The 21,445-nt window shown below is 60.9% G+C and carries 17 protein-coding genes and 1 pseudogene; 3 read left to right on the top strand and 15 right to left on the bottom strand.

Translation table 11 applies throughout. The features are described from left to right. Positions 1 to 40: 40 nt before the first annotated feature. The 8 genes from JYJ84_RS00230 to JYJ84_RS00195 form a co-directional block, all read right to left on the bottom strand. Positions 41 to 1,357: an NAD(P)/FAD-dependent oxidoreductase gene (locus JYJ84_RS00230; protein ID WP_175221970.1), complete on the bottom strand. Its 1,317-nt coding sequence runs from the start codon at positions 1,355 to 1,357 to the stop codon at positions 41 to 43. A gap of 42 nt (positions 1,358 to 1,399) precedes the next feature. Then, entirely contained in the window at positions 1,400 to 2,755 is a 1,356-nt protein-coding gene (locus JYJ84_RS00225; RefSeq protein ID WP_175221971.1) for an NAD(P)/FAD-dependent oxidoreductase, read from the bottom strand. Positions 2,756 to 2,787: 32 nt separating this feature from the next. Beyond that, on the bottom strand, positions 2,788 to 4,170 hold the full coding sequence (locus tag JYJ84_RS00220; protein WP_175221972.1) for an OmpP1/FadL family transporter: 1,383 nt from the start codon (positions 4,168 to 4,170) through the stop codon (positions 2,788 to 2,790). 140 nt (positions 4,171 to 4,310) lie between these two features. Next, on the bottom strand, positions 4,311 to 5,360 hold the full coding sequence (locus JYJ84_RS00215; protein WP_175221973.1) for a 2Fe-2S iron-sulfur cluster-binding protein: 1,050 nt from the start codon (positions 5,358 to 5,360) through the stop codon (positions 4,311 to 4,313). After that, the gene (styC, locus tag JYJ84_RS00210) at positions 5,360 to 5,896 is read right to left on the bottom strand and encodes a styrene-oxide isomerase StyC (protein ID WP_164462912.1); all 537 of its coding nucleotides are present in this window, start codon (positions 5,894 to 5,896) and stop codon (positions 5,360 to 5,362) included. Before styC ends, JYJ84_RS00215 begins: the two co-directional genes overlap by 1 nt. A 24-nt stretch (positions 5,897 to 5,920) precedes the next feature. Beyond that, positions 5,921 to 7,051 carry an alkane 1-monooxygenase gene (locus tag JYJ84_RS00205; protein ID WP_175222005.1) on the bottom strand — a complete coding sequence of 377 codons (1,131 nt, stop codon included), beginning with the start codon at positions 7,049 to 7,051 and terminating at the stop codon, positions 5,921 to 5,923. 50 nt (positions 7,052 to 7,101) lie between these two features. Next, positions 7,102 to 8,586 (bottom strand): aldehyde dehydrogenase family protein, encoded by a 1,485-nt coding sequence (locus JYJ84_RS00200; protein WP_175221974.1) that lies wholly within the window; start codon positions 8,584 to 8,586, stop codon positions 7,102 to 7,104. Positions 8,587 to 8,633: 47 nt separating this feature from the next. Continuing rightward, a complete protein-coding gene (locus tag JYJ84_RS00195; RefSeq protein ID WP_175221975.1) occupies positions 8,634 to 9,602 on the bottom strand; it encodes an SDR family NAD(P)-dependent oxidoreductase in 969 nt (322 codons plus the stop codon). A 167-nt stretch (positions 9,603 to 9,769) separates the two neighbouring features. Here JYJ84_RS00195 and JYJ84_RS00190 point away from each other — a divergent pair, with 167 nt between their 5' ends. Together JYJ84_RS00190 and JYJ84_RS00185 are read left to right on the top strand one after the other, a co-directional pair. Next, positions 9,770 to 12,598, top strand: coding sequence for a LuxR C-terminal-related transcriptional regulator (locus JYJ84_RS00190; RefSeq protein WP_175221976.1), 2,829 nt, complete (start codon positions 9,770 to 9,772; stop codon positions 12,596 to 12,598). A gap of 107 nt (positions 12,599 to 12,705) precedes the next feature. Then, a complete protein-coding gene (locus JYJ84_RS00185) occupies positions 12,706 to 13,380 on the top strand; it encodes a dienelactone hydrolase family protein (protein WP_175221977.1) in 675 nt (224 codons plus the stop codon). A gap of 106 nt (positions 13,381 to 13,486) precedes the next feature. On the opposite strand, the gene JYJ84_RS00180 is transcribed toward JYJ84_RS00185, so the two are convergent. Next, positions 13,487 to 15,199, bottom strand: coding sequence for an AMP-binding protein (locus JYJ84_RS00180; protein WP_122950330.1), 1,713 nt, complete (start codon positions 15,197 to 15,199; stop codon positions 13,487 to 13,489). Positions 15,200 to 15,749: 550 nt separating this feature from the next. Here JYJ84_RS00180 and JYJ84_RS00175 point away from each other — a divergent pair. Next, positions 15,750 to 16,424, top strand: a complete 675-nt coding sequence (locus JYJ84_RS00175) for a hypothetical protein (RefSeq protein ID WP_122950329.1) — start codon at positions 15,750 to 15,752, stop codon at positions 16,422 to 16,424. 132 nt (positions 16,425 to 16,556) lie between these two features. Here the strand turns inward: JYJ84_RS00175 and JYJ84_RS00170 are convergent, their stop codons facing one another. The 6 genes and pseudogenes from JYJ84_RS00170 to JYJ84_RS00145 form a co-directional block, all read right to left on the bottom strand. Then, positions 16,557 to 17,201, bottom strand: coding sequence for a GAD-like domain-containing protein (locus tag JYJ84_RS00170; RefSeq protein WP_122950328.1), 645 nt, complete (start codon positions 17,199 to 17,201; stop codon positions 16,557 to 16,559). Between the two features lie 157 nt (positions 17,202 to 17,358). Next, complete coding sequence (locus tag JYJ84_RS00165) at positions 17,359 to 18,132, bottom strand: ABC transporter substrate-binding protein (RefSeq protein ID WP_122950660.1); 774 nt, start codon at positions 18,130 to 18,132, stop codon at positions 17,359 to 17,361. Between the two features lie 494 nt (positions 18,133 to 18,626). After that, a complete protein-coding gene (locus JYJ84_RS00160; protein WP_175222006.1) occupies positions 18,627 to 18,869 on the bottom strand; it encodes an aldehyde dehydrogenase family protein in 243 nt (80 codons plus the stop codon). Positions 18,870 to 19,204: 335 nt separating this feature from the next. Then, a pseudogene (locus JYJ84_RS00155) lies at positions 19,205 to 19,504 on the bottom strand (MFS transporter); the annotation flags it as partial. A gap of 140 nt (positions 19,505 to 19,644) precedes the next feature. Then, positions 19,645 to 20,259, bottom strand: a complete 615-nt coding sequence (locus JYJ84_RS00150) for a hypothetical protein (RefSeq protein ID WP_175221978.1) — start codon at positions 20,257 to 20,259, stop codon at positions 19,645 to 19,647. Positions 20,260 to 20,322: 63 nt separating this feature from the next. Beyond that, entirely contained in the window at positions 20,323 to 21,372 is a 1,050-nt protein-coding gene (locus JYJ84_RS00145) for a patatin-like phospholipase family protein (RefSeq protein ID WP_175221979.1), read from the bottom strand. Positions 21,373 to 21,445: the final 73 nt, after the last annotated feature.

The following is a 21,445-nucleotide window of genomic DNA, read 5'->3' as shown; positions in this document are numbered from 1 at the left end:
GCCAATCACCTGTCTTGAATTCGTCGACTCGCCAATGCGCTTATGCTCGCCCCATCAGGCGGTTCGCAGCCAGCTCACCGCTCAATACGGCCGCTTCAACGCCCGCATGGGCGAAATAATCTCCCGCCAGATAGATGCCCTTCGGCATTTCGCCGTGCAGCGAGTTCAGCATTGCGTAGTGTCCGGGGCCTGCGATCGAAAGACCGCGCTTGTAGCGGAACAGGTGAACGAATGTCGGTTCCGGAGCCGCACCGAAAACTTCCGTTACCGCGGTCACCGCCTCGCGCTTGATGTCGTCATCCGTCATGTGTTCCAGCGGCGGCGTGTAGAAGTAGACACCCACTGCCTCGCCGCCAGGCGGAACCGCATTCGGATGTCGTTTGCTCTGCAGGACGCAGGCGCCCCAGTTTCGAAGGTCGTTGGCAGGCAACGCAACGCTCACCGGGAAGTTCGGCCACGGATTATTCGCGTAGCAGACTTGAACGTGTGCGTATTCGGAATACAGGCATTTTCTGAGTTTCCCGGTCGCCTGCTCCGACACCACGCCCTCGAGCAGATCGGCCGATACGCCGGGCTCCGACGCGAGAATGACCGCATCGACGGTGTAAAGCTCGTTGTTCGACGCGATCGTGTAGTTCCGATCGTTCTTGTAGATCCCCCTCACCGGGCTTGACAGACGGAGATCGACGCCCGAAGCCCCTTCAATGAGCCAGTCGCAAATCTGCCCCACGCCTTTGGGCGGAACCTGCAGCGAGAGTTTGTAAAACTGCTGGATGATGGCCTGATACAGCGGCGTCGACAGCCAATTCATCGGCACCGCATACAGGAATCCCATATACGGAACCGTAATGTAGTGATGCCCCTTCTTCCCGAGAACACGCAAGGACCAGTTCTCCAGGTGCTCGCCGTTGTCATGCTTGGCCAGCTCCGCACCGTCAAAGCAGGATTTCGGCCCCGGGGACAGCAGTTGTTTCAGGACACCCAGACCGATCCGGAGCTTGTCGAGCGTACTGAAGACAGGCAGCTTCAGGAAACTCAGCACCTGATCGAAATCCACGGTGTAGCGCTGCCTGTCCCAATCGACGACATGCGTCTTGGCGTCCCATGCGACCAATTCGCCGTGACGGCCCAGCTCCTTGAGGATCGCATTCGTTCGCGGATAGATTCCCCCCATGAGGAACAAGGCGCCGGAGCCGAGATTGAATCCGTCGCGATGAACCTGGCTCGTTCGCCCGCCGACATGATCCTGGCTTTCGAACAACACGGTCTCATGCCCATGCTTTCGCAATGTATATGCGGCGGTACATCCGGCCGGGCCGGCACCAATGACTGCAACCTTCACAATTGTTCCTCCCATTCGCTACGACGCCCCGAATTCATCGAAACGGAGTCGCCGGGCTTACATTCGAACCGCTTCATGTTCTCCGCTCGCGCTCACATTCAAACGTGATGCCGGCAAGGACAACGGAAAGCGCACCTGGATATCCTCGACCACCCTTCTCGCGACTTCCGCGCAAGCAGCCGTCCCCCCCGATCCCCATGGCTTGACGCCATCCCCCACGTTCCAGAGATTGCCCACCGGCGTCTGACTGGGCAGGTCGTAGCCGGTAACGGCGCGCTGCGCGGGCCATTCATGCGCGGTGACGTCAACGGCGACGATCCTGGCGTTGTCGAAGCCGGGAAAATGCTCGCGAAGATCATCAAGCAGCAGTGCCGTTTCCTTCTCCACGTCGAACTGTCCGCAAGGTGGTCGAGGTACCGATGCACCGCAATACAGGTGCCATCCAGGCGGTGCGCGCTTGAGCTCCGGTGCGCTGAAATTCGCCGCATACACCATGCGCCTTGTCTTTGCGAACAACGCCAGCCCCGGAAAATGCGCAAGCGGTTGCCGGCTGGCGAAGTGGACCGTAATGATTGCGGCGGGATGAGTCGCATCGCGAACCGATTGCACGTAGCCGCGGGGAAACTGCGCCTCTTCTGCCAGCAGCGCTGTCTGCAGCGGGCCGATATTGCTGACGACGACGTTGCAGGAAACCGTCGTCGATCGTCCGCCCCTCTCGATCACGACGGCATCGACCAGGCCCGTGGCAGAGAATTCGAGTGCCTTCACGGAAGCATCGAGCCAGACCTCGCCCCCCTTCGACGCAATCAGATCGACCAACGGCTTCCACACCTCGATCGTTCCGCCTGGCGGCAGTCCGAACTTCCTGAATGCGGTGTCCTTTGTGAAGTAGTGCAGAAAGACGTCCGCCTTGAATATCGTGCTGTTCGCCGCAAACATCGCGCCTACCGCGTTATCGATCAGGCCATGAACAGCCGGGCTGCGGGTAAACCGGTTCAACCATTCGGAAAGCGACTGCCCCTTCTTGGGAGCAAGCCACGGGATGAGGCCCGTCATCGCCGCAATTGCCTTTGGCCCCGTATTCCGCAGCCACCCGCCGATGCCTTCCGACAGGTTGATGTCTTTCCCGTTCGCTCGCAGAACAGTCGATGCACGCCGGGGAATATGGAGATCGAGCGCAAGCCCCAGATCCTCGTAGGTCTTCGCAACGGCACCATCCACTTCGATGATCAGTGCGCCCGTATTGCACTGGAAGCCGTCGACTTCCCTGGTCGACGCCCGTCCCCCCACGCGATCGAGTGATTCGACAAGCAGCGTTCTATAACCCAGATGGGCGAGACGAGCAGCCGCACATATCCCGCCCGCTCCAGCACCAATCACGACGACATCGAAACTCGGAGATTCAGCTTGCATATATCACTCATCAAATAACGCGCGACGCGACACTAGAACCGCTGCGTATAGGAACACGCGACGTGAAACATCGAATCGGTCACCGAGATCGGCACGCTGCTCCCGGTGTTCCCGCTGCTGGCCACGCGCTTGGGAAGCGAATAGCCCAGCGCGAAGTCGATCGTCCCGCCTCGATTGAACGTATAGGCACCGCCCGCCGTGATGCTCGTGGTCGGCGTCGAAGGAATGATGGCAAGCAATCCGGAACCCGGCGCCGCCTCCTGCGCATAGTGGAAGCCGCCACGAAATGTCCAGTTCTGGTTGTATCGGTATTGCGCGCCAATGGAGAACACGTTGGTGTCCCTGTAGTTCAGCGGGAGCGACAAGGAAATGCCCTTGCCTGATCCATCCTGGGCGAACGCGACTTGCAAACTGCTCATGACATCGCGCCAGAACACGCGCTGATAGTCCGCCGCGACCGTGAGCCGATCCGACAGGTCCTGGCTGATACCGACCGTGAACGAAGCAGGCAACTGAAAATCGACGATGCGTACCGTACCGCCGATCGGAATATTGCCGGCGGAAGCACTGACGGCGGTAACCTGCGCACTCCCGGTCAAGTCGCTGACGTGCGTCTTGAATTGGTATGCGAGCCCCAGCCTTGTCCTTGGCGTAGCCTGATAGGTCAACCCGAGCTTGCCGCTCACTCCCCAGCCATCGGCCGCGCCGCCGGCGATCTTGCCGTTGCTGAATTGCAGTTGAGCGCCTGAAAGACCCGGAACGCTCATCAACGACGACAACAATCCTCCCGAGAGTCTTCCCTGGGCCCCAAGCACGCCGAGTTGTGAAGCATCGAACAACAAGCCCATGTTCGCCGCGATCAGGACAGCCTCCACTGCCCCGCCGACGGTCAGCTTGTCGGTCACTTGATACGCCATTGAAAAGGGGATTTTCAATGCCATGAGACGGGAAAAATTATCCAGCCCCGTGTCTACGCCATTTGTCGTCGTTCGAGAAAGAAAGCTGCCCGTGCCATATTCGGTCCCGACACCAGACGACGCAAACACCCCAATGCCCAGTGCATAACGTCGATATCGCCACAGGTAGGCCAGCTCGGGCGCATAGTAGGGCCCGTTGTTCCTGCCTCGCGTATGGGAGTCTGCGATCTCCCCGGTCGCTTCATTTTTTGCCTTGACGTTAGCCGAGATCACCCCGGCACCGAGCTCGCCGTAGCTTCCCTCGCTCATGAGCCCAAGGGTGGCCGGATTCACCATCATGCCGGGCAGACCGACATTGCTGGCCGCGGCCACGCCCCCCATCGCGAGCGAACCGGCGCCGATGGCACTAATATTGAATGCGTCCTGAGCCCATACGGTCCCGCTCGAACATTGGGCGATCAGACATCCTGCCGCCAAGGCAGCACGTGCTCCCGTCATGCTTTGTCTCCGATCTTTTATATCTCTTGTCTCACCGCGCGGCGTGATCGCTGCGCTCAACCGCATTTCATTTCAATCACTTGCCATTTGATACGGATTCCATAACGTATTGAATTTTCTTATGCGGTGCAGACAGGCATTCAACGCGTCCCGCTATCGGTGAACTTGTCGTAGAACACCTTGTCGACCGGAATGCCATATCGGCCGAGCGCGGGAATCGCCGCGTCGATCATGAGCGGCGGGCCACAAAGGTAACCCTCGGCCCCGCTGCAGAACCCTGCTTCGATGTGGTCGGTGACCAGCCCTCGTGCGCCGCGCCAGTCGCTGTCGATCGGTTCGTGCGACAGTACCGGAATGAACCGGAAGCCGCCTTGCCAGTGCGCGGCGATGTGCGCGATAGCGTCCAGCTGGTACAGATCCGCCTGCGTCCGCGCGCCGAACAAAAGCGTGCAGTCACGCCTGATGCGGTTTCCCCTCGCATGTTCAAGCACGCTCATCAACGGTGCCAGGCCACTGCCGCCGGCAACGCACACCATCGGAGCCTCACCGCCCCGCAAATGGAAATTGCCCAACGGCCCTTCCATTTCCAGCGATGTCCCGTCCAGTTGTCCGCTGAACAGCGCCTCGGTGAACTCGCCGCCCGGAACCTTGCGGATATAGAACTCCAGTGTCGTCCTGCCTTTGCGTTGCGGCGCATTCGCGAAAGAGTAGGATCGCGCTCTGCCTCCGCCCGCCTTGCGCAGATTCGCGTACTGGCCCGCCGCATAGTTGATCGCACGATCCGTCTGCACCGTGACCTTCAGGATGTCGTGTGTGAGCGGCTCGCTTGCGACGATGGTCGCGGCATATTTTTCCGCCGGTTGCAGATCGACCGCAGCCGGTTCGATCTCCACGACAGTGAGTTCGTCGCGCGGAAACGCCTGGCACGCCAGAATGTATCCCGCGTCGAGCTCCTGCTTGGACAGCGTGTAGCCGAACGGCGTCGCCTCTCGAACCCGCCCCTGCTTGAGGCGAGTCTTGCAGGACGCGCATGTGCCAACCGTGCAATCGTGCGGGTAGGCGACGCCTTGGGCCAGCGCAGCCTCCAGCAGCGTCTGTCCTTGCCCGATCTCGATCGTCACGTCCTGGGGCAGAATCCGCAATTGCCTGGGCTTCGATTTGCCAAATGCCGCTTTCAGAAAGTCTCGCATCAAACACCACTGATCTTTTGGGTCGCCGGCCACACCGGGCGTCGAAACGACAGTCCGACCAGGATGAGCACAACGACGATGGAAATGATGGCGAATACCAAACCGGGAACCAGTCCGATGAAGGAAGCGAGGTTCGCGTCTCCCAGCCGGTTATTGCCGAAGGTAAGCGCACGGTTGGGCGCGAACAGCGCGGCCCCGTAGAAGAGCGTGTTCGCCCAGCCCGTCCCGACCATGAGCCATCCGAGACGACGCCCGAGCCGCGGCTCGACGCCGAGCACCGGCAGCGTCAGCGCCACCAGAACGATCAGAAAGGCGTTCAGCAATTGACCGATGTGGAATCGAACCCACGCGTCGCTGCCTCCTGGCAGGTGAACCGACACGAGCCGGCCCGGCCACGTTTCCAGCCCGCCGATCAGGCTCACCAGCAACCCGATCCCGGCCAGCATGCCGATCAACAGAATCAGCATGCCGTGCCCGATCATTTGCCGCTGCAGGTCTCTCGTCTGGCTCTGCACAAGATGGGGAGTCGTCGTCATAGGTAGTCTCCGTTCAGTACGCGCTCAGCTGCCGGCCCATGCCGTCGTGGTCGGCTTGCCCGGCTTGGTCGGCGGCTCGTCAAACCAGTCCTCCCACCCAACGCTACGGTTCTGCTCCATCGCGAGGCGACGCTCTGCCGGTGACGCAAATTCGTTATCCCAACGACGCAGCGCCGGCTTGATGATTCGGCTGTACCACAACGGGGGAATGAACCCCGAAAGGAAGCAGACGATGATGCTCGGCATGAGGATCGCCTGCCTGTCCGGGACCAGCTTGTAGTACGGGAGGTAGGAATTCAGGTGGTGCTCGGCGTGATTGGTGATCTCGAACGCGTACAACCGGGAAAGCGTGCCGTAGTGATTCCACACGTGCCGCTTCTCGATGGGGGTACCGACGACCCGGGTCTGACCGAAGTGCTGGTAATAGTTGAATGCCTCCACCCAGAAACGCGCGATCACCATGGCGATGAAACACAGGCCTGCTGCCTTGACGCCGCCGATTGCATGGATGATGCCGACGAACACCACGACGGCAAGGATCGCTCGCCACAGGGAGTGACGGATCGACCAGCGCGAGTAGCCGCGCTTCTCGAGCGTGTCGGCATCGAGCTTGAGTTCGAGACGGGTCGACTCCCACATCGACCGGACGACGAAGCGGTACAGGGTCGCTCCGCGACGCGCGGTGTCGACGTCCTCCGCGGTACCCACATCACGGTGATGGCCGACCACGTGCACTTCCATGCGCATGCAGTCGAGAAACGCGATCTGCCCGTAGCGCCCGACAAAACGGGCGAGACGCCCGCGCGAGTGGTAGAGTTCGTGCGTCGCCGGTACGCCCGGCACGACCGACAGCCAGGCCAGACCTGCGACACCGCCCGCCATCTGCAGGGCAGTCAGCGCGTGATGCCCGACCGACCATGCAAAGACGAAGTACATGACGGGTAACAGAAGCGTCGCAATCCAGACCGGCAGATAGGCCCAGAAGTGACTCTTCATCCTGCGCTCCGACAGGTCGAGCGGCAGCAGCGCGTCAAGCATCGCGATGGCCGGAAACGCGCCGATCGCAATCCACGTGAAGTCGCCTCCCCGATAAAAACCCCAGATCGCCAACACCTGCACGAACGGTGCAAAGTAGTACTTAATGTATTCCCACATGATCGGTCTCCTCAACCGCCCAAACACAATGCCCGGAAATCGGTTATCGACTAGTCGTCCAGCAACGCGCAAACCGTCTTCGTTTCGGTATACGCAGCCAGCCCCTCTTCCGATACTTCACGCCCCCAGCCGGACTGCTTGAACCCGCCGAACGGCGCGGCCGGGTCGATGACGCCGTGACAGTTGATCCATACCGAACCCGCCTGCAGCCGGTGCGCCACGCGATGTGCCTTCTTGATGTCACGCGTCCAGATGTTCGCCGCCAGCCCATACTCCGTATCGTTCGCGAGGCGAATCGCCTCCGCCTCGTCCTTGAAGCGGATGACGCTGACAACCGGCCCGAAGATCTCCTCCTGCACGATCTTCATCGATTGATTCGCATCGGCAAACACGGTCGGCTGCACGAAGTAGCCCTTGTCGCCCACCTTCTGGCCGCCGCACACGAGGCTCGCGCCTTGTTCGATGCCGGACTGAACGTAACCCAGCACGCGCTCCTGCTGCTTGCGCGACACCAGCGGGCCGAGCATCGTGTCGGCTGCCTGGCCGTTGCCGACCTTGAACTGCGATGCGACCGCGGCGATCGCCTCGACCACGCGATCGTAGACGCTGTCCTGCACGAACAGACGGCTCGCGGCAAAGCAGATCTGGCCTGAGTTGAAGAACACCGCTAACGCGGCGCCAAGCGCGACCTGATCCAGGTCCGCATCGTCGAAGACGATGCTCGGCGATTTCCCGCCGAGTTCCAGCGTCACGCGCTTCATGTTTCCGAGCGAATACTCGACGATCTTCTTGCCCACCGCCGTCGACCCGGTGAAGGTGATCTTGTCGACGTCCGGGTGACGCGCCAGTGCCTCGCCAGCCTCATGGCCGTAACCGTTGACGATATTCAGCGCGCCTTCGGGCAATCCCGCTTCGAGGCACAACTCGGCCAGCCGAAGCGTGCTGAGCGGCGTCAGCTCGGTGGGCTTCAGAACCATCGTGCAACCCGCGGCCAACGCCGATGCAATCTTCCAGGCTCCCAGCGCGAGCGGGTAATTCCATGGCGTGATCGCACCGACCACCCCGACCGGCTCCCGACGCGTATACGTGTGGTATTCCTTTCCGTCGAACGAGATCGGCGGCGTCGAACCACTCAGCTTCGAGCACCATCCGCCCATGTAACGAAACACGTCAACCGTCGACGGAAGATCGATGACCTTCGCGAACGAGATCGCCTTGCCGGTGTCCACCGACTCCAGCCAGACCAGCTCGTCGGCATGTTCCTCGATCTTGCGAGCGATGTTTTCCAGAATCCGGCCGCGATCGATCGGACGGATCTTGCGCCACGCGGCGGACTCGAATGTGGTTCGCGCAACCTTCACGGCCGCGTCGATGTCCTCCTGTTGGCCGCGAGGCACTTCCGCGATGATCTCTTCGGTCGCGGGGTTCTCGACGGTGATCGACTGGCCGGAAAGCGCATCCTTCCACTGGCCACCAATCAAGTTCTTGTTCCTGAGACGGGTCGGGTCCGCAACGTGCGGCACGTTTGCATTCATGGCGTTAGCTCTGCGATGGATTGCTGTAGTGAACCTCCGAGAAACGATCAGAGACTCATGAAAATGCCGCCGTCCACGACGACGTTCTGGCCATTGATGTAAGACGCTTCGTCGCTGGCAAGCCAGAGCGCCGCGCCGGCGATGTCGTCAGGCTGCTGCGGGCGCTCGATCGTTCGCATCTGCGAAGCCACCCCTTCGAATTGCTCATGCTGGCCGGCGTTGGCGATCGCGTTCGCCGAATGGGTGTAGCCGGGCGAGATCGAATTGACCAGGATCCGGCTCTTCGTCGCCGCGAATTCGCGTGCCATCGCACGGGTCATTGCCGCGACGGCCCCCTTGCTCGACACGTAATGCAGCATGAACGGAACGCCGACATGCGCGATGACCGAAGCGATATTGATGATCCGGCCGCCGCCACCTTCGCGCATCGCCGCCGCTACCGCGCTCGTGCACAGCCACGGGCCCTTGACGTTCACCGCATAGAGTCGATCCCAGTCCTCGACCGGGATCGACTCCATCGGAATGCCGTTGAGTCCGGTGAAGATGCCGGCGTTGTTGACCAGCACGTCGATTTTCCCGAACTGCTCCACTGCCGCGGCTGCCATCTGCCGGACGCTGTCCGGATCGGCCACATTCGCTTGAACACCGAGCGCAACGCCCGGGCCGAATTCGGCGGCGGCCGATTCCGCCCCCTTCACGTCGGCGATCACGATCTTCGCGCCTTCAGCGGCATACTTCCTCGCGATCGCGTTGCCGATACCGGTGGCCGCACCCGTTACGATTGCCACCTTGCCTTCAAGTCTCATCGTCTCGCTCCAGTTTGATTCAATAAAACAGACAGACTGAGCTGTCTTTTTTGTGCCAGATAGTGCCGCTTCAAGATGTCCCGGGATTCGGAGAACGGGGATGTGCCGACTCCCAACCCATCCGCAACCGCCGGGAGGATTCGATGGTTCGCACGATCGATATCCGCCGTTTCGTTGCAGAACGCTTAAAGCCTTGTCTTCGATTGACATCCCCATCCCAAAGGACGGGTATGGACCTAGGAAAAACCCGGGGCCCTGAAGTCGTGACGCGCGGTCAGAATCTGACCAGCGGCGCACAAGCGGCAGATATCACCCGCGGTTTTGTGCATCGCAAAATGGAAAGACCGTCCGGCAGTTGAACTGGGGTACCCGAGCGGTTGACCCGCATCCATCCCATACGCGGCAACCACGTCAATGACGTACGCCTGGAAGCACTGAACTCGATGAACTGGAACAATTGGTCCCGCGGACGGCTTGCGCCCCCTGATTTCGGCTTCGAGCGCGTGCCGACCCGCGCGTTTGCGCTGCTACGCGCGCGGGCGCTTCCCCGCCTCACGGTGGTCACGGCACCGCCCGGTTACGGGAAAACGGTCCTGTTGAGTGCAATCTACCGCTGGCTGCGCTCCGGCGACGAGCGTTGCCTTTGGCTCTCGCTCGACGAGCGGGAGCGAGATGTCCGCTCCGTCCTGGCGCTCCTTCGACAGGCCCTGACGGACGCGTCGCACACGACAGACGACCGGCATGCGCAGCCGGCCAGTCCCGTCGCGGACCCGGTCGACATTCTTGACCCCAATCACGCGCTGGAGGCAATCGTCGGCGACCTGCGCCAGCTGCGCGGGCGCACGATCCTGTTCATCGACAACCTCGATGTGTGCATCGATCCGATGGTCTCCGCCTTCATCGAACGCCTGACGTTTCATCGCGTGCCGGATGTGCGCCTGGTCGTCTCCAGCGTGCGTAACCTCCCCATCGATTTCGTCCGGATGAAACTCGAGGTGGATGGTCTGTTGCTTGGGCCCGACCAACTCGGTTTCAACCGCGACGAGACAAGACAACTGTTCTCGTTGTCGGGATTCGCGGGGCTTGACGACAGGGCGGTTCAGGAGATCCATGCGCACACCGAGGGGTGGCCTGCGGCCGTGCGCCTGGCCCAGGTTCTGATGTCGGAACAGCAGCAGTTTCCCTGCGACACCGCTTCGGCGCACTTTCCGCCAACGCCGCTGCGTGATTTCAACGGTGACCAGAAAGACATTTCCCGCGTGCTCACCGAGCGCGTCCTGTCCATCATCGATCCCGCCCGGGTGCACTTCCTGATGGAGGTCGCGCTCGTGCGCGAATTCAACGTGGAGCTGGCGGAGTTCATCACGGGCAATCCTAACGCTCGCGACTGGCTGGACGACCTGCTGCAGCGCAACCTGCTGATCTTTTCGATCGGCGTCGGCCGTCGATGGTTTCGCTTGCACACGCTGCTTCGCGAGTACCTGCTGCAGGAAGCGAAAGACCGCCTGTCTCCCGCACGCCGGTCCGAGGTATTGAAGAATGCGGCTCGCTGGTACGAGGATCGCAAGGACTACGTGTCGGCATTGGGGAGCGCACTCGAGGCGCCGGACGTAAAACGGGCCGAAAGTCTGATCGGTCGCATCGCTCGGCACGTCGCGGCAGACTGCGGACAAATGTCATTGTTCGTCGAGTGGACTGAAAAATTGCTCAGTCTCGGCGGCGATTTGCCGGTTCAGGCACAAGGTTGGTATGTCTGGGCCTTGTGCCATTTGATGCAGTATGAAAAAGCGGGATCCGCACTGGAAATGCTGGATCGGCGCCTCTCGGAAGATCCCGCCCCACCTTCGGCCGCACTCGAAACGGCCGATCTCTCTTTCCTGAGAATCGTGCTGGCGGTATCGACGGATGCATTGGACGCCGCTCACGACGAGGCGCTGGCGTGGCTGAACGACACCAGGCACTACGACCCGCTTCAGGTCGGCACCGTAACTGCGGTGGCCGCCCTGGCTGCCCTGGACCGCGGGGATCTGGCCGAAAGCGAGCGGCATCTGGATGCTGCGGACGGCGCGATCGAACGATCGCACAGCATCTTCCTGCGCGCGTGGATCGGCATTTTGCGCGCGGCCCTCGCCCTGTCTCGCGCGCGACCGGATCTCGCCGACCGGATCCTGGGCAACGTGCGAGCCCGCGTCCTGTCTGAAATCGGGGAAAGCTCTCCCGTGCTGGCCATCATCGATAGCGTGCATGCCCGTGCGCTGACCGATCAAGGCAAGTTTGCCGACGCACGCCCGCCGCTCGAGCGCAGCATGCAGCCCGCCAATCATTACGGCGTTCCCATGACCACCGAACTCGGGCTCGGCGCGTGCGTGGCCATGAAGCCGGATGGCGAATTCGCCGACACGACTGATTCATCCCTTGACGAAATTGCGCGCCGGTACGCACCTCGCATCATGACCGTGTTGTCGGCGCAACGCATCCGGCGACGCCTGCATGCCGGCATCGAAGCCGAGACCGATTCAATCGAACTCGCCGGCCGGGTCATTCAGTCCGGCAACCGCACGCACGCGACAGGGATGCGCGAGCGCAGCGACTGGTTGCTCGTCGGTATCGAGCTGGCCATTGCGAAAGGTCTTTTCAAACAGGCCCATGACACGATCGATGCCGCAATGCGACTCGCCACCACGCAAGGGCGCACCAGCGATCGCGTGTCCCTCCTGCTCGCATCGATGGATGCCTATGCCCGCGCGGGAAGAAAGCGGGAAGCGACGCGAGCACTGTCACGCGCAATCGGTCTGGCACACACCGGCTCGCTCGTCTATCCGTTCATCCTGTATCAACGAGCCGTCGGCAAGCTTATCGCCAAAGCGAGCGCTCGCGATTTCGCGTTGATTCGCCCCGCCGAAATCGATTTTCTCGACCGGCTTCACGCAATTTGCGGTCAATCGCAAAGCGATGACGACGGCGATGTTACCGGCGCCTTCAGTTCGGCAGCCGGGCCCGTCGATGTGGTCCAGCCGCTCACCTCGCGCGAAACCCAACTCCTGCGTCTCGTCAACGAAGGACTGAGCAACCAGACGCTGGCGGACCAGCTTTCGCTCAGCCTCCCGACCGTCAAATGGCACCTCCGGAACCTCTACGGCAAGCTCGGTGTGCGAAACCGCTCTGCGGCGCTCGCCAAGGCGCGCGCCTATGGGCTGTTGAACTGAATCGGACAAGCCAGCAAAAAAAGAAACAGACTATACTGTTTATTTTTTGAAGGTTGCATCACAATCCTCCAGGATGTTCCCGATCAATCGCACTGTCTGAGGTATGGATGAGTCACTGGATCACGCTGGTGAGCACACATGGACCGATGAATGGATGGTCCGCCGAGCCGGACGACAAACCGGTCGGCGGAATCGTGCTGGTACACGAAATATTCGGCGTCAACGCCGACATGCGCAACATCGCCGAACGATACGCCGCCGAAGGATATCTGACGGTCGTGCCCGCACTGTTCGACCAGGTCGAGCGTGAAGTCGAACTTGACCACTATGCGGCCGACGACTACCAGCGTGGCAACAAGCTCGCAGCGACACTCGGAGTCGACACCGCGGCCGAGCTCGTCGCGACCGCCGCTGACGCGATCGGTCACGCCGGCGAGATTGCAATCGTTGGATACGGCTGGGGAGGCGCGGTTGCGCTCGCCGCAGCCCGCAAGATGTCGCTACCGTGCGTCGTGTATTACGGCGTGCCGACACCCGTGTCGCCGCAGGACGGAACCGGACCGGTGCTGGCGCATTGCGGCACGCTGGACCCGCAATGTCCGTCCTCGCAGCCGGTCTCCGTTGACAATGGTTCCGCGTCTGTACAGATTCGCCTTTACCCGACCGGAGACGGATTCGATCGTGAAGGAGACCCTCTTCATTACCACGAGGAGAGCGCTTCGCAGGCCTTCGGACACACCGTCGAGTTCCTCGGCCGGCACCTGCGTGTACGCGGTCACTGACACGCGCGATCGATCGCCCCGGTCGGCGGGCAAACCTGCATTGCGGCATCAAGGAGAAATCGGGGCCGGGCGCGAATGCGTCGTGCCCGGCCCCGACGGTACAAGGTCAGCGCAACTCGGGAAAATCTTCTTCCCAATACTCGTCCGCGAATCGCCCGGCTCCTGAATCGCGTTCCATTTCCAGCCGCCGCAATTCGACACGGCGAATTTTTCCTGAGATGGTCTTCGGCAGATCGCTGAACTGGAGTCGCCGAATCCGCTTATACGGTGCAAGCTTTTCGCGCGAGAAGCGAAATACCTCACGAGCGAGATCGGGGCCGGCATCGTAACCGTGGCGCACCATGACAAACGCCTTCGGTACCGACAGACGCAGCGGGTCGGCACTTGGCACCACGGCCGCCTCCGCGATCGCCTCGTGCTCGATCAGCACGCTCTCCAGCTCGAAAGGACTCAACCGGTAGTCGGATGACTTGAACACGTCGTCCGCACGACCGACGTACACGTAATAGCCATCGTCAAGACGCAGTGCAACGTCCGACGTGTGGTACAAGCCGTTGCGCATCGCATGCGCGGTCGCCTGCTCGTTGTTCGCATAGCCGGTCATCAAGCCGGCCGGACGCTGCTCGAGAGGCAACGCAATTTCGCCTTCGCTCGCGGGCTGGTCGTCTGCATCGACAAGTTCGATACGGTACCCGGGCAACGGCCGCCCCATCGATCCGTTGACGACGGGCTGGCCCGGAGAATTACCGATCTGGCAGGTCGTTTCGGTCTGGCCGAAGCCGTCGCGGATCGTGACGTTCCATGCATGCCGCACCCGCTCAATGATCTCCGGATTCAGCGGTTCGCCCGCACCGACGATCTCACGCAGCTTCACCGGATACGACGCAAGCGGCTCTTGCACCATCATCCGCCAGACGGTCGGCGGCGCACAGAGCGTCGTGACCCCACAACGAACGAGTACATCCAGCGTCTCTTTCGGTACGAAGCGCGCATAGTTGTAGACGAACACGCACGCCTGCGCATTCCACGGCGCAAAGAAGCAGCTCCACGCGTGCTTCGCCCAGCCCGGCGAGCTGATGTTCCAGTGCACGTCACCCGGCTGCAGCCCGATCCAGTACATCGTCGAGAGGTGTCCGACCGGATAGCTTTGATGCGTATGCTCGACGAGCTTCGGCTTCGACGTCGTGCCCGACGTGAAGTACAGCAGCAATGGATCGGTCGCTTTCGTCGGACCGTCCGGTTCGAACGAGGCGCTCGCTTCATATGCGCGGCCGAAGTCGATCCAGCCACGTGCTGCGCCCGGCGCAGCGCCGACCGCGATGAACGTCATGTCGACATCGAGCGCGTCGAACTTCCCGAGTTCCGCCGCATCGACAACGACGAAACGCGCCCCGGCCACTTCCACCCGCTCGCGAACATCGTCCGCGGACAGTTGGGTCGTGGCTGGCAGCACGACGGCACCGAGCTTCATCGCGGCCAGCATCACGTCCCAGAGTTCGACGCGATTCGGCAGCATCAGCAGCAGCCTGTCTCCACGCGTCACCCCCAGCCCTCTGAGGAAGTTGGCCACGCGTGACGAGCGCTCGGCCATCTGCGCAAACGTGAACGTGTTGCCCGACCCGGCCGGATCGTCGACGATCCATAACGCCGGATTGTCGTTACGCTCGGCCATCACATCGAAATAGTCGAGCGCCCAGTTGAATGTCTCAAGTTCAGGCCAGGTGAACTCGGCGTACGCGCGCTCGTAGTCGGTGCGATGCTGCAGCAGCAGATCGCGTGCGTCGAGAAAAGCCTGCGCGGAAGGAGTAAATCGTGTCATCGCTGTCTCACTCAGTGCGGTCGCACACTTTGTTATCTGCTTCATTTATCGTTGAGCATTGCCGGTGGTCATGTCATGGCCGCCGCACAATCGTCATGCGCTGTGCTTCGAGCGGTACCTCGTGGAGCCGCTGCGGCAAAAACGGCACTCGATCGCATCATCCGGCAAGTCACCATCGTGCATCTGCAGCGCGGTCGCTATCCCACGCGAGATGCACTGCATTCCTGTCGACGCGCGGTTGCGAAACGCAGAGCGCCGTTCCGCGATACCGTTACCGAGTGTATTGGCTTGGATTTCCACGGCGTAGAGACGAAAAAACCCATCTCATATGCAAAAACGCACGAACCCGATGCAGAGAAAGTGACCTGGGACGCATCTTGTTACTGACATTGGAAACGTCACTTCCGGCCGCGTCGCGAAGCCCGGTTTCAACTCGCCCGCGGTACTGTTTCAGCGCCGGCAGTCCGCGTCGTCACGCGTTGTGCGACGCCAGAGTTTGATCAGATAATCATGCTGTTTTGATGAGGTCAAAACCTGACGGAGCGAACAGATGGAACCGGTTGGTATCTATGCTTCAGTAGCGATCAGCAATGAACAGTTGACCCGATTCTATGAAGACTGGGGTGATGCGTTGATCGACGACGTTCGATGCATTTTCGGCAAGAAGCCGGGCCTGCAGCGGGATAGTTCCGGTGGCTATATAGACCCGGCAACCGGGCACTACCACAATCCCGGAAACAAGCTGCTCATCCGGCATGACGAAGCCACGGAGACCTTGTTCTATTACTATCAGCTTGAATTGCGCGATCCAGATAGCATGGCAGCAGTCCCGTCCTTCCGCGCATTTACCCGCATTGCAGGATATCGAGACCGAGCCGGCGTGGACTATGTCGCATTCTCGCCCAGTGCGCCGAATTTCCTGATCGACTCGCTTTGGCGTGCCTATCAGTTCACTCGTGACGGGTTGAGCGCGATTGCAATCGATGCGCTTCCGCCAGATCGACAACGCGAGCTTGACGTTTTTTCCTGGCGATACTATTGGGGGCCCATCGAAGCCATGTTCGAGAGGATGGACCGTGGCGAAGACGTTTCCTACTTCAGCAACTTCTTTCCGGAGAATTGCTTTGATCCACCGCTTCTATCACTGCTGGGTGTCGAAAAGCCCGCCTACGATTCGCGGATGATGCCAGCTCCCTATCCACCGTCTCGTCTGAAGATGCCGTGATGCCGTCCTTGCGCAGCCGGTGCATACCCTGCACATGGTCAGGGAACAGACGTCAGGGCATGGCGATCGGTGAAAAATTCAAGGTCGCCATCCCTCATCTGATCCTCTTTGCCATCCCTACCGTACACGGAATCAAGTCGGATTGCTAATGAATGGCATCTTCGGCGCTGCAAGCTGCCGTAAAATCGTCAAATGGACATCGAGATCCACCTTTTTCAGATGATCGAGATTCATTTGACCGCCGGCGATCAGAACCGGCTCAAAGCCATACATCTCGTTCGGCTCAAGCTGTCCAAGCTTGCCGACTGCGCGTTTGAACAACGGCTGCTTCGACTCATCCTTGAAGTCACATTCGCTCCGCGTCTTGGCGCCAAAGAAGGTTTGAACACGAAAGTCCGGATTCTTGAGCGGCCCCTTCATATCCTTCTCCAGAGCAATCAGAGAATGCGTAGGGCATGAAACCGTCAGGCTCGGCCCAGTCTTTTCACCCCACGCATACAGCTTCCCGAAAGCTGTTCGAGCGATGACATGATAGTTATCGGCTTCCTCAAAGATCGTGCCCTTCAGCCAGATATTAAGGATATCTTGATACTTCTCCGGGTTCACGATCCAGAACAGGCCATCAGCATAGCCACCCCAACCTTCTTGCTCCCAATACTTCAGGAGCTGATCCGGCAACCTATTCGCGAACCTGTCGAAACTCGCGTGCGGAACCTCGACCCGGCTAGTGGCCTCAGAGAAGGTCTCGATAAAGAGATCAAAGTCTTCGTCTCTCACTTCTGCCTCGTTCCGGGTACGACAGTTTTGTGGGCCAGGGTCACCCTTCACACATGCTTCGGCGCGGCGGACACATTGTCATGCGGCCGCTTCGTTCCGCCGCGCCGGCTACGTCACGCGCCCGTCACTCGGTGCGACGGGCAGGACGCGCACGCGCTCAATTGCCGTAGATGTCGAAATTGAAATAGCGACTGGCGATCTTGTCATACGTCCCGTCGGCACGGATCGCGGCGAGCGCCGTGTTGATCTTGTCCTTCAGGTCCGTGTCTTCCTTGCGAATGCCGATGCCCTGACCCGGTCCGAAAATCTTCGGATCGTTCAGCTCACCGCCCGCGAACGCGTAGTCCTTGCCTTGCGGCGTATTCAAGAAACCGCGCGATGCTTGCACGCCGTTTTGCAACGCAGCATCGAGCCGGCCGTTGGTCAGGTCGGCATACACCTGATCCTGGTTCTGATACGACAGGATGCGCGCGCCGATACCTTCCCAATGCGCCTTCGCATACGTCTCCTGCATCGAGCCTTGCAGCACGCCGACGGCTTTACCCTTGAGCGATGCCGGCGTCGGCTCGATACCCGAGCCCTTTTTCGCGACAAGAAACGTCGGTGCGTGCGCCGTCTTGTTCGAAAAATCGATTTGCTTCAATCGCGCAGGCGTCATCGACATCGACGACAGGACCGCGTCGAATTTCCGCGCCTTCAGGCCGGGAATCATGCCGTCGAATGCATTTTCGACCCACAGGCATTTCGCGTTGAGGCGCTTGCACACTTCATTGCCGAGGTCCACGCCGAAGCCAGTCAATTCGCCGGACGGCTTCTTGTATTCGAACGGAGGATAAGACGGGTCGACGCCAATGCGAATCGTCGTCCATTCCTTGGCAAACCCGGTTGCGGATATGGCAAGCGCAACCAGTCCGATCATGATCCTCTTCATTCTTTGCTCCATGTAGTTGAAATAACTGCGTTGGCGTTTACCCTTCGAACAGATCGATTCGAAACGGGTGACGACGCCTGATTCGTCGAAACCGGACACCTGCATGACAGCCACCGAGCCCCCGCCGTCGGTCGCCATCGGTCGCCGCGCCGCCTCAACCCAGCATTGCTCCACCGCGGCAATACGACGGCATTGCCGCCAAGCAACGGCAGAGGCAATCTTTCGTATTGGATAACGCGACGACCGGATGGACGATTCTCCATCCTCTGTTTCGAGGAATAGCGGGCGCTTCCGCCGTGCTTGATTCGGCACACGCAAGCATGGGCCTTTTCAGATCACCGATTCCGGCTCTATTGTGCCTGATCCGATTGAGCATCCAGAATTTCGATTCATTGGCTTCATTCGATTGCTATGCGGCACATCGAAAATAATCGACCGTATCCCGCGCGGTCCTGCATATGCGCGTCGAACGTATTAGCCACCCAGGGAGCGATCTAATTGGCAATCGTCACATGCCGGACGCAGCTATGGTCCTCAAGGGCATACATCGAACTATCCGTGCCATAGCCCGAAATCTTCATGCCGCCGTGCGGCATTTCCAAAATCAGGTTGAAATGGCGATTCACCCATGTGCACCCATACTGAAGCTCGGCGCTCGCGCGCATGGCTCGCCCGACATCAGCCGTCCAGATGGAACTCGCCAAACCATAACCGGAATCGTTCGCCCACGAGACGATGTCGGCATCCCCGAAGCGTCAGACCGGGCGTGAATGAATTACTGCGGACCCGACCGGACCACCCGGAAAACTTCACCATCCATTTAACTTTGAATGGTGGCCGTGACCCAAGCCAATGCGTGCAAGACTCTCCGCTCCCCCCCTGATATAAAATTTCTGCACGGGAATCGATCGGTTCAATCCGGCCCGGGATGCACTCGCCAACTTCGTCGACCTGTCTCGCAGCGGCGGGATGGCGGCGAACGTTTCGATCCGCCCACGCGTTGCCTGTCGCGTCCGCTGCCGGGCCGGCGCGATGCGAAAACCCCGCAACGCCGCGGACTGCGAAGCACCTGCCGGCTGGCCGGCGGCTGCAGGACGTCGCGCGGAATAAACGCGATCAGCACGCAACTGACCAGCAGGCAGACGCCCAGCGCATAGGTGCCGTTGTTGATGTTGCCGGTCATTTCCTTGGCCATGCCGGTGATCATCGAGCCCGCGAAACCAAACAGGTTGCCCACCGAGTTGATCGGCGCAATGCCGGCGGCCGCAGCCGTACCGGACAGGATCTGCCCCGGAAAGGTCCAGTCGATCGGCATCAGCGCGAGGATGCCGCATGTGGCGATGGTCAGGAACAGGATCGACAGCGCCACGTGCTGCGGCGTGCCGCGCCGATCGGGGTCGCGCGGTGCGGTTCGAGCCGGAACGTGCCGGCGCCGGCAACCGCGGAATCGTGACGCAGGCCGGCCAGGTCGCGACAGGCACTTGCACATGGCGCCATCGAGAACGCCCGTCGTCACTCGCGGATCGGCAGGCCCAGCCGCCAGCTCAGATTGCTGCGCGCACGCGCTTCGCAGCGCGCATGGAAGAAATCCGTCAGATAAATACGCGGGCGGACGAGCAGCCAGCGAAGAATCGTCCGTTCATGAAAGTCGTAAGCCCGGTCGTCGAGATCGGGGCGCTCGGCCCGGAGCAGGCGGCCGTCTTCGCGAAATTGCCTGCGGGAAGCGCCCAGCGCGGCCAGGTCGATGTCGCACACGAAACGGGTATCCAGTTCCGCAACGGTTCCCGCGTGGGTCGTCGCGAGAATCATCGCGCAGATCCGGTCGCACGCGCCGATCTGCCCCGCTGCCAGGTGCCGGAACCAGTCGGCGCTGTGCTGCTCGTTGTTCTTCGCGCCCGGCACGTAAATCACGTCGTGGAACCAGAGCGCGAGTTCGACCACATCCGGTTCGGGAATCCAGTCACGCGCGAGGTCGACATGACGCAGGCATCGCCGCACATGCGCGAGCGTATGGTAATGCCGCGCCGGCTCCGCATAGCTTCGCGCCAGCGTGTCATAGACATACTCGGCATGTTTCCCGCCACTGCACGCCCACAACGCGACGAACCGCGCCTGCGTCTGGTTCACGTTCGCTCCTTGGCTCGTGGCGGCACGACACGATCGCCGCACGCCGACGTTACCGCGATGCGCTCAGAGAAATTCCCTGCGAATGTCGATACTCGACCGCTGTCCGATATTTCCGTAGTGATGCGCGAGCCACGCATCCGCTTCGCGTCGTCCGTGGTCATGCAGCTCGCTCAGGAACCCCCAGTCCGCGTTGTACTTGCTCGATACACTCAACGCGCTCAGCGCGTCGTCGGCGCGAATGGAATGGATCAGCATTTCCTTCATCTCGCCGCGCTTGATCGTGCCTTGCTGGATCAGCTCGGTGACGAACGCGATGGCTCGCATCTCGCGCATCAGCGACGAGTTGAAGCTGATCTCGCTGATCCGGTTGAGAATCTCCGCTGCCGTGACGGGTACGCCGCGGCGTACGAGCGGATTGATGTGCACGATCACGACGTCGCGCGTCGTGCAGTTGTAGATGAGCGGATAGATGGCCGGATTGCCCATGTAGCCGCCGTCCCAGTAGAACTCGCCGTCGATCGTGACCGCCTGGAACAGTGTCGGCACGCATGCCGATGCCAGTACAGCGTCCGCACAGACATCCTCTCCGGTGAAGAGGCGGATCTTCCCCGTCTCGACGTTGGTTGCGCAGAGATACAACCGGATCGGGCAATGCTTGCGCAGCGCGTCGAAGTCGACCTGGCTTTCGAGCACTTCGCGCAGCGGATTCAGGTTGTTCGGATTGAACTGGTAAGGCGAGAAAACGCGCAGCATCATGTCGGCAAACGCATAGAGCGGCGAGTGATCGAGCCCGAAGCTGTGCGTGCCCTTCAGCCACGGCGCCCAGCGCAACGGATTGTAGTGCTCCGCCGATCGGGCGACCGCCTGCCAGAAGTCGTGCAGCGCCTCACGCGCACCGTCCTCGCCCCCCTTCAGCAGCCCGTATGCGAACACGGCGGCATTCATCGCGCCGGCGCTGGTTGCACTGACACCCTCGATGTCAAGCCGGCCGTCCTCGAGCAGCCGGTCGAGCACGCCCCAGGTGAATGCGCCGTGCATCCCGCCGCCCTGCAGCGCCAGCGCGATCGGTTTGCGCGCACCATCGTGGCGGCGTCGAGTGTGCTTGGTTATCATGCCTGTCTCCTCGAGCAGCGGCGGTTCGCGAACAGCACGTGGTCACACGATGCGTCGTCGTACGCCGCAGGTC

The sequence above is a fragment of the Burkholderia sp. LMG 13014 genome, from assembly GCF_905232215.1.
GTDB lineage: Bacteria > Pseudomonadota > Gammaproteobacteria > Burkholderiales > Burkholderiaceae > Burkholderia.
Note: the sequence above shows the minus strand (reverse complement) of the source record. Positions and strands in the feature narration are given on the sequence as shown.

What these genes read in the sequence shown, in the direction of transcription:
- JYJ84_RS00230 (WP_175221970.1), bottom strand. Translation starts at nt 1,357, where the DNA reads ATGGGAGGAACAATTGTGAAGGTTGCAGTCATTGGTGCCGGCCCGGCC.
- JYJ84_RS00225 (WP_175221971.1), bottom strand. Translation starts at nt 2,755, where the DNA reads ATGCAAGCTGAATCTCCGAGTTTCGATGTCGTCGTGATTGGTGCTGGA.
- JYJ84_RS00220 (WP_175221972.1), bottom strand. Translation starts at nt 4,170, where the DNA reads ATGACGGGAGCACGTGCTGCCTTGGCGGCAGGATGTCTGATCGCCCAA.
- JYJ84_RS00215 (WP_175221973.1), bottom strand. Translation starts at nt 5,360, where the DNA reads ATGCGAGACTTTCTGAAAGCGGCATTTGGCAAATCGAAGCCCAGGCAA.
- styC (WP_164462912.1), bottom strand. Translation starts at nt 5,896, where the DNA reads ATGACGACGACTCCCCATCTTGTGCAGAGCCAGACGAGAGACCTGCAG.
- JYJ84_RS00205 (WP_175222005.1), bottom strand. Translation starts at nt 7,051, where the DNA reads ATGTGGGAATACATTAAGTACTACTTTGCACCGTTCGTGCAGGTGTTG.
- JYJ84_RS00200 (WP_175221974.1), bottom strand. Translation starts at nt 8,586, where the DNA reads ATGAATGCAAACGTGCCGCACGTTGCGGACCCGACCCGTCTCAGGAAC.
- JYJ84_RS00195 (WP_175221975.1), bottom strand. Translation starts at nt 9,602, where the DNA reads ATGTCAATCGAAGACAAGGCTTTAAGCGTTCTGCAACGAAACGGCGGA.
- JYJ84_RS00185 (WP_175221977.1), top strand. Translation starts at nt 12,706, where the DNA reads ATGAGTCACTGGATCACGCTGGTGAGCACACATGGACCGATGAATGGA.
- JYJ84_RS00180 (WP_122950330.1), bottom strand. Translation starts at nt 15,199, where the DNA reads ATGACACGATTTACTCCTTCCGCGCAGGCTTTTCTCGACGCACGCGAT.
- JYJ84_RS00175 (WP_122950329.1), top strand. Translation starts at nt 15,750, where the DNA reads ATGGAACCGGTTGGTATCTATGCTTCAGTAGCGATCAGCAATGAACAG.
- JYJ84_RS00165 (WP_122950660.1), bottom strand. Translation starts at nt 18,132, where the DNA reads ATGAAGAGGATCATGATCGGACTGGTTGCGCTTGCCATATCCGCAACC.
- JYJ84_RS00145 (WP_175221979.1), bottom strand. Translation starts at nt 21,372, where the DNA reads ATGATAACCAAGCACACTCGACGCCGCCACGATGGTGCGCGCAAACCG.